We start from the raw sequence: 6055 nt of genomic DNA on the forward strand, positions 1-6055 counted from the left end.
TCGCGGGCGGCCTGGCCCACCGGGTCGCGGGAATCCGCAGGGCGCAGGCGGCCGGGCAGGAACAGGCGGGAAAAGAAACTGCCGATATAACCGCCGCCACTGACCGTGGACAGGTAGTCGAACCGCGACAGCAAGCTGCGTTCCTCGGCGTTGGCCGGAGGCTGTTCGGGGTTGGCCTGATGGGTGTCGGGGGCCGGTGCCCGGGCCATAGCCTGCAGGACCCCGAGGCCGAAGGTGGCGCTGCGGATGCCGCCGCCGGACAGCGCCAGGCCCCAGTTCTCCAGGGGTGGCTGCTGCGTGGCGGATTGTTGCAAGTTCAGGCGCCTGAAGCGGATGCGTTGCTGTTCGATCTGGTAGGGGGTGTCGGCGGGTGTCATGGGCCTTCCTTGGATACGCAGGGAGCGCTGGGCCGGGCGCCCCGGCAAGCGCCGAGCAGGATACCGGATGCAGGGGCCCGGGTATGCAGCCGGGCCCGACGACAGCAGGTCCGGACCGCGCGTGGCTGTGGGGCGACGCAAGGTCCGGTGGTGCGCAGGATGCAAGCGGGGTGGGGTTGGCATGCGTCGGGCGCATGGGAAATTCAAAATTGGTTATAACGTTAGATTTTATTCATATAAATGGTCATAAGGTTTAGCCGCTATGCTGCCGCCAGTTTTTCACTTGGCCGCATGATCTGCAGGGCTTTATTGGATGGATGTAGGTAATTTCGGTTTTGTCGTCGCAGGCCTGATCGTCGGCTTCATCGTGGGTATGACCGGAGTGGGCGGCGGGTCGTTGATGACCCCGATCCTGCTGTGGTTCGGCATCAATCCGGCCACCGCCGTGGGTACCGACCTGCTGTACGCCGCCATCACCAAGTCCGGTGGGGTGCTGGTGCACCAGAAGAACCGCAATATCGACTGGCGCATCACCGCTTGGCTGACCCTGGGCAGCGTGCCGGCGGTGCTGCTGACCTTGTGGTTCCTGAAGAACCTGCATGCCGATCCGCAGTCGCTGAACGCGGTGATCAAGCAAGGCCTGGGCGTGGTCCTGCTGCTGACTGCCCTGGCCATCGTGTTCAAGAAAAAACTCATGGCCTTCGCCCAGCGCCACGGCGGCGACTACCGCCCCAGCGCCGGCGGCCTGAATCTGCTGACCCTGGTCACCGGGTTGATCCTGGGCACCATGGTCGCCCTGACCTCCATCGGCGCCGGGGCCCTGGGCACCGTGGCGCTGTTCCTGCTCTATCCGTTCCTGGCCACCAAGCGCCTGGTGGGCACCGAGATCGCCCACGCCGTGCCCCTGACCCTGGTGGCGGGCCTGGGCCACGCCAGCATGGGCAACATGGACTGGCAGCTGCTGGGGTTCCTGCTGATGGGCTCGCTGCCGGGCATCTGGCTGGGCAGCCACATGACGGGCCGGGTCTCCGACGAACTGCTGCGCCCGTGCCTGGCGGTGATGCTGTTCTCCATCGGCTACAAGCTGGCGTTCTGAGTTTTCGCGCCGGGCCATTCGGGCCCGGCGATCATCCGCGCCGGGCGCAGGCCCGGCGTCGCTTCAAGAAGCCTTGCCCAGCCATTCCTGCGCCGAGCGCCATAGGCAGATCCCGAGGAAATAGGCCGAAGCGGCCAGCCACAGGCCCATGATCGCCGGGTTGTGCTGCGGGTGGCCGAGGATCAGCAGGGCACCGCTGAGCAGCCAGACGAAGGTCACGATGATGTTCACCGGCATCCACTTGCGGACCCGGAACGGATGCAGGAACTGCACCCGGGTGGCCGTCAGCAGGGCCAGGACGACGATGCCCAGGAGGGTGGTCCAGGGGCCCGGCTCGATCAGGTAGAGGCACAGCGCGACCACATTCCAGGCGGCGGGAAAGCCCTGGAAGTAGTTGTCGTGGCTCTTCATGTTGACGTTGCAGAAACACAATAGCGACGACAGCAGGATCAGCGAGGTCGCCAGCAAGGCGCTGTATTCCGGCAGGGGAATGTAGCGGTAGATGAACAGCGCCGGGATGAACACATAGGTCAGGTAGTCGATCACCAGGTCCAGCACCGAGCCGTCGATGTTGGGCAGCACCGAACTGGTCTTGACCTTGCGGGCCAGGGAACCGTCGACGCCATCCACCAGCAGCGCCACGCCCAGCCACAACAGGCAGGCCTTGGGCTGGTTGTCGAACAGCGCCAGGGTCGCCATCAGGGCGCTGAGCACTCCGGTAGCGGTGAAGCCATGGGCGCCCCAGGCTTTGATTCTGGCGATTTGCATTGTCGTGATCACGGGGCGTCTCTCCGGCGGCTTGGGTACCCGGCCGGTTGCCTGCAAGACGCTGGCAACCCCGGCCCGGTTGCAGTTATCGACCGGAAAGCGGCGCGGAAGGTTCAGCGTGCAAGCCTGCGCCTGCAAATCCGCGGGCTCCCGGACCCGGTCATGGCGCAGCCGATCCGCCGCTGGCCAACCTTGCCTGGGTAAACGGTCGAGGGGGATTGATTGAGTCTAGGCGCCCTGGCCAAGGCGACAAGCCAGGCGCCACCTGGCCGTTGCCGGCCCGTGGCGCCTGGCTCGGGGGGCCGTCGAGGAGCGCCCTTAGCGTGCGTTATCCAGGGCTTCGAGGATCCTGTGGGCGGCCTTGATCCGTTCCTCGTTGGGGTAGTTCTTGTTGGCCAGCAGCACGATGCCCACCTGCTGGCCCGGTACGAACAGGACGTAGGCGCCGAAGCCGTTGGTGGAGCCGGTCTTGTTGTACAGCGCGTCGGCCTTGGGCGGCTGGGTCGGGGTCAGCCATTGCACCGGATGCGGCTCCAGGGCCATGGGTGTCGAGTTGCCGGCCATCAGCCGCGCCAGGGGCACGGGGTAGGCATAACGCTCCCAGCCCAGGCCCTGGGTCATGTCGCCCACCTGGTAGTAGCCGCTTTGGGTGCTGGCCAGGGCCTTTTGCAGAGTGCCGTCGAGCTGGCCCGGTTGCAGGTTGTCGGCAACGAACTGCAGCAGGTCCGGGGCGCTGGTCTTGACCCCGTAGGCTTCGGCGTCCAGGGGGCCGGGACCGACGCGCACTGGCCGGTTCTGCTTGTCGTAGCCCTGGGCGTAGTGCTCCAGCTGGTCCTTGGGCACATGGATGTAGCTGTGCTTGAGGGCCAGCTTGGGAAACAGCAAGCCTTGCATCAACTGGTCGAATGGCTGGCCCAGGCTACGGGCGGCCAGGTAGCCGAACAGGCCGATGCTGGGGTTGGAATACTGGCGCTGGGTGCCGGGTTCGAAGCGGGGTTTCCAGGTGGTGTAGTAGTCCAGGGTCTTGGCTTCGCCCTGGACCTCGTCGGGGAACTGCAGCGGCAGGCCGCCAGCGGTGTAGGTGGCCAGCTGCAACAGGCTGACGCCGTCGAAGACGCTGCCGCGCAGGGCTGGCAGGTACAGGCTGGCGGAGTCTTGCAGGGCCAGCTTGCCGCTGGCCTGGGCATAACCGCCGAGGGTCGCGGTGAAGGTCTTGCTCACCGAACCCACCTCGAACAGGGTGTCGTTGTCCACCGGTCGCTGATTGTCCTTGGAAGCGATGCCGTAGTTAAAGTAATGTCGCTGGCCGCCGACGATGATCGCCACCGCCATGCCGGGGATACCCTGCTGGTGCATGAGGGGACGGATGGTGGCATCCACCGTGGCTTTCAGCGCGTGCTCGGGACTGGTTTCGGCCAGGGCCTGGGGCGAGAGGGCGAGCAGCGCGCAGGCGCTGATCATGGCCAATCCGGTCAAGGTTGTTTGCCGCATGATTGTGGGTTTTCCATGTTTTTTAGTGGTATTGGCCGCAGGCTTCCAGCGGCTCCGCAGCCCGCGCGAGCGGCTTGAGTGCTCCGGGGCACAAGGCCCTGGTTCTTTCCTGGCAGGGAAGGACAGCGTGAAGGTCGCACGAGCGCCGCCAAATTTAGGCAGTCTGCGGGGGATCGACAAACGACGATATCTCGCACTAGCCATTAGAAAAACTAAGGCTTTCATATGCTCAGACCTCATCTGCCCCTCAATGCCCTGCGCGCCTTCGAGGCTTCCGCGCGCCATTTGAGCTTCACCCGCGCGGCCATCGAGCTGTGCGTGACCCAGGCCGCCGTCAGCCACCAGGTCAAGAGCCTGGAGACCCAGCTCAACGTCACCCTGTTCAAGCGCCTGCCCCGGGGGCTGATGCTCACCAGCGAGGGCGAGACCCTGCTGCCGGTACTGCGCGAATGCTTCGACCGCATCGCCCAGACCCTGGGGCGCTTCGAGGGCGGCCACTACCGCGAGGTGCTGACGGTGGGGGCGGTGGGCACCTTCGCCGTGGGCTGGCTGTTGCCGCGCCTGGGGGATTTCCAGGCGCGCTTTCCCTCTATCGATCTGCGCCTGAGCACTCACAACAACCGGGTGGACGTGGCCGCCGAGGGCCTGGACTACGCCATCCGCTTCGGCAGCGGCGCCTGGCACGGCACCGAGGCGTTGCAGTTGCTGCAAGCGCCACTGTCGGTGTTGTGCGTGCCGCAGATCGCCCGCCAATTGCAGGCCCCGGCGGACTTGCTGGGCCAGACCCTGCTGCGTTCCTATCGCACCGACGAATGGCCGCAGTGGTTCGAGGCCGCGGGCCTTGGGGCCAATACATTGTTGCCGCAAAGCATCGTCTTCGATTCGTCCCTGGGCATGCTCGAGGCGGCGCTGCAGGGCGTGGGCGTGGCCCTGGCGCCGCCGGTGATGTTCGAGCGGCAGCTGGCCAGCGGCGTGATACAGCGACCCTTTGCGGTAGGCATCGTCACCGGCAGCTACTGGCTGACCCGCCTGCAATCCCGGGCGGAAACCGCGGCCATGAGCGCCTTCAAGGGCTGGCTGCTGGAGCAGGTAGCTTGCCATGCCCCGTGAAGTGTCGATTGCGGCTGTCCCTGGACGTGACTCCGGGTTCAGGTTGCTTGGCCAAGTCCCGGGACCTGGGCACAATCACCGGCCTTGCCGCGCAGCGCCGCATCGCTGGAGCTATTCGAAGACAAGACGCGAGGACAGGCATGTCGAGGTTCGATCCACCGCGCGAGACTGAGGATCCGGACGCCGTCCCGCGTCCGGTTTGCGTGTTGCGCATCTCGGCCCAGGAGGAGCGCTGGGAGCGCCCCTGGCACAGCCACCGCAAGGCGCAGTTGTTGTTTCCCCGGGCCGGGGTACTCAGCTGCGAAAGCGCCGAGGGCCTGTGGCTGGCACCGCCGCAATGCGCGGTGTGGATTCCCAGCACGGTCGCGCACCGGGTCCAGGGGCTCGAGCATGCCCAGGGTTACTGCCTGTTCGTCGAGCCGGAGCAGGCCCGGGACCTGCCCGATGCCTGCTGTACCCTGGCGGTCTCACCCTTGTTGCAGGAGCTGTTGCGTCGTTGTGCGCAGTTGCCGCAGCTCTACGATCTGGACGGCGCCCAGGGGCGATTGATGGCGGTGGCCCTGGACGAACTGGCCGTTGCCCCACGGGAGCAGATCCACCTGCCCATGCCCCGGCATGGGCAACTGCGCCGCCTGGCCCAGCAGATCCTCGAACAGCCGCAGCGGCGCCTGAGCCTGGAGCAGTGGGGCGAGCTGATCGGTCTCAGCGAGCGCAGCCTGAGCCGCTTGATCCTGGCCGAAACCGGCCTGAGTTTCGGGCGCTGGCAGCGCCAGTTGCATATCCTGCTGGGGCTCAAGCAACTGGGGCGCGGCGATTCGGTGGAGCGGGTGGCGCTGAACCTGGGCTATGACAGTGCCAGCGCCTTCATCCGCATGTTCAAGAAGGCCGTGGGCCAGCCGCCCGGACGTTTTTTCGCCGAGCGCCGCCAAGTCCTGGACAGCGACCTGTAACCCCGATTCACAGCTATTCCTGTAGCCGCCGAGCCTGCGAGGCTGTGCCAAGGCCCGCAGGGCCTTCAGCGATCGACCGACCATCCGGGATCTGCAAGCGCTATGCGCCCGTGCGCAGCCTGCGGCAGCGGCTACACGACGCGGCGGCCTGGTGGTGGTCTTTGGCTGGATTGATCAATAACTTGTCGATCTTGACTGATGCGGACAGTTTTTCTCTCGAAGATGATAGGCATTCTTGTTTGGAAGCCATCATGAGGTGTCCC

6 protein-coding genes are annotated in these 6055 nt (G+C 65.7%); 3 read left to right on the top strand and 3 right to left on the bottom strand.

Annotated elements, in window-relative coordinates; translation table 11 throughout:
* On the bottom strand, positions 1-377 hold a 377-nt coding region (locus ACK6AU_RS31070), incomplete at its 3' end, for a patatin-like phospholipase family protein (protein ID WP_409303521.1).
* Positions 378-690: 313 nt separating this feature from the next.
* On the opposite strand from ACK6AU_RS31070, the gene ACK6AU_RS31075 reads away from it, so the two are divergent.
* A complete protein-coding gene (locus ACK6AU_RS31075) occupies positions 691-1473 on the top strand; it encodes a sulfite exporter TauE/SafE family protein (protein WP_409303523.1) in 783 nt (260 codons plus the stop codon).
* Between the two features lie 63 nt (positions 1474-1536).
* On the opposite strand, the gene pcsA is transcribed toward ACK6AU_RS31075, so the two are convergent.
* Together pcsA and ampC are read right to left on the bottom strand one after the other, a co-directional pair.
* Positions 1537-2253, bottom strand: a complete 717-nt coding sequence (pcsA, locus tag ACK6AU_RS31080) for a phosphatidylcholine synthase (RefSeq protein ID WP_185698898.1) — start codon at positions 2251-2253, stop codon at positions 1537-1539.
* Positions 2254-2559: 306 nt separating this feature from the next.
* A complete protein-coding gene (gene ampC, locus ACK6AU_RS31085) occupies positions 2560-3732 on the bottom strand; it encodes a class C beta-lactamase (protein ID WP_409303525.1) in 1173 nt (390 codons plus the stop codon).
* 225 nt (positions 3733-3957) lie between these two features.
* Here ampC and ACK6AU_RS31090 point away from each other — a divergent pair, with 225 nt between their 5' ends.
* A complete protein-coding gene (locus ACK6AU_RS31090; protein WP_185698900.1) occupies positions 3958-4842 on the top strand; it encodes a LysR substrate-binding domain-containing protein in 885 nt (294 codons plus the stop codon).
* 140 nt (positions 4843-4982) lie between these two features.
* Positions 4983-5792: an AraC family transcriptional regulator gene (locus tag ACK6AU_RS31095; RefSeq protein WP_409303528.1), complete on the top strand. Its 810-nt coding sequence runs from the start codon at positions 4983-4985 to the stop codon at positions 5790-5792.
* Positions 5793-6055 lie beyond the last annotated feature (263 nt).

The organism is Pseudomonas sp. KCJK8993, assembly GCF_046230915.1.
Lineage (GTDB): Bacteria > Pseudomonadota > Gammaproteobacteria > Pseudomonadales > Pseudomonadaceae > Aquipseudomonas > Aquipseudomonas piscis.

Excerpts from the sequence above, each read along its gene's own strand:
- ACK6AU_RS31075 (WP_409303523.1), top strand. The coding sequence starts at position 691 with ATGGATGTAGGTAATTTCGGTTTTGTCGTCGCAGGCCTGATCGTCGGC.
- ampC (WP_409303525.1), bottom strand. The coding sequence starts at position 3,732 with ATGCGGCAAACAACCTTGACCGGATTGGCCATGATCAGCGCCTGCGCG.
- ACK6AU_RS31090 (WP_185698900.1), top strand. The coding sequence starts at position 3,958 with ATGCTCAGACCTCATCTGCCCCTCAATGCCCTGCGCGCCTTCGAGGCT.
- ACK6AU_RS31095 (WP_409303528.1), top strand. The coding sequence starts at position 4,983 with ATGTCGAGGTTCGATCCACCGCGCGAGACTGAGGATCCGGACGCCGTC.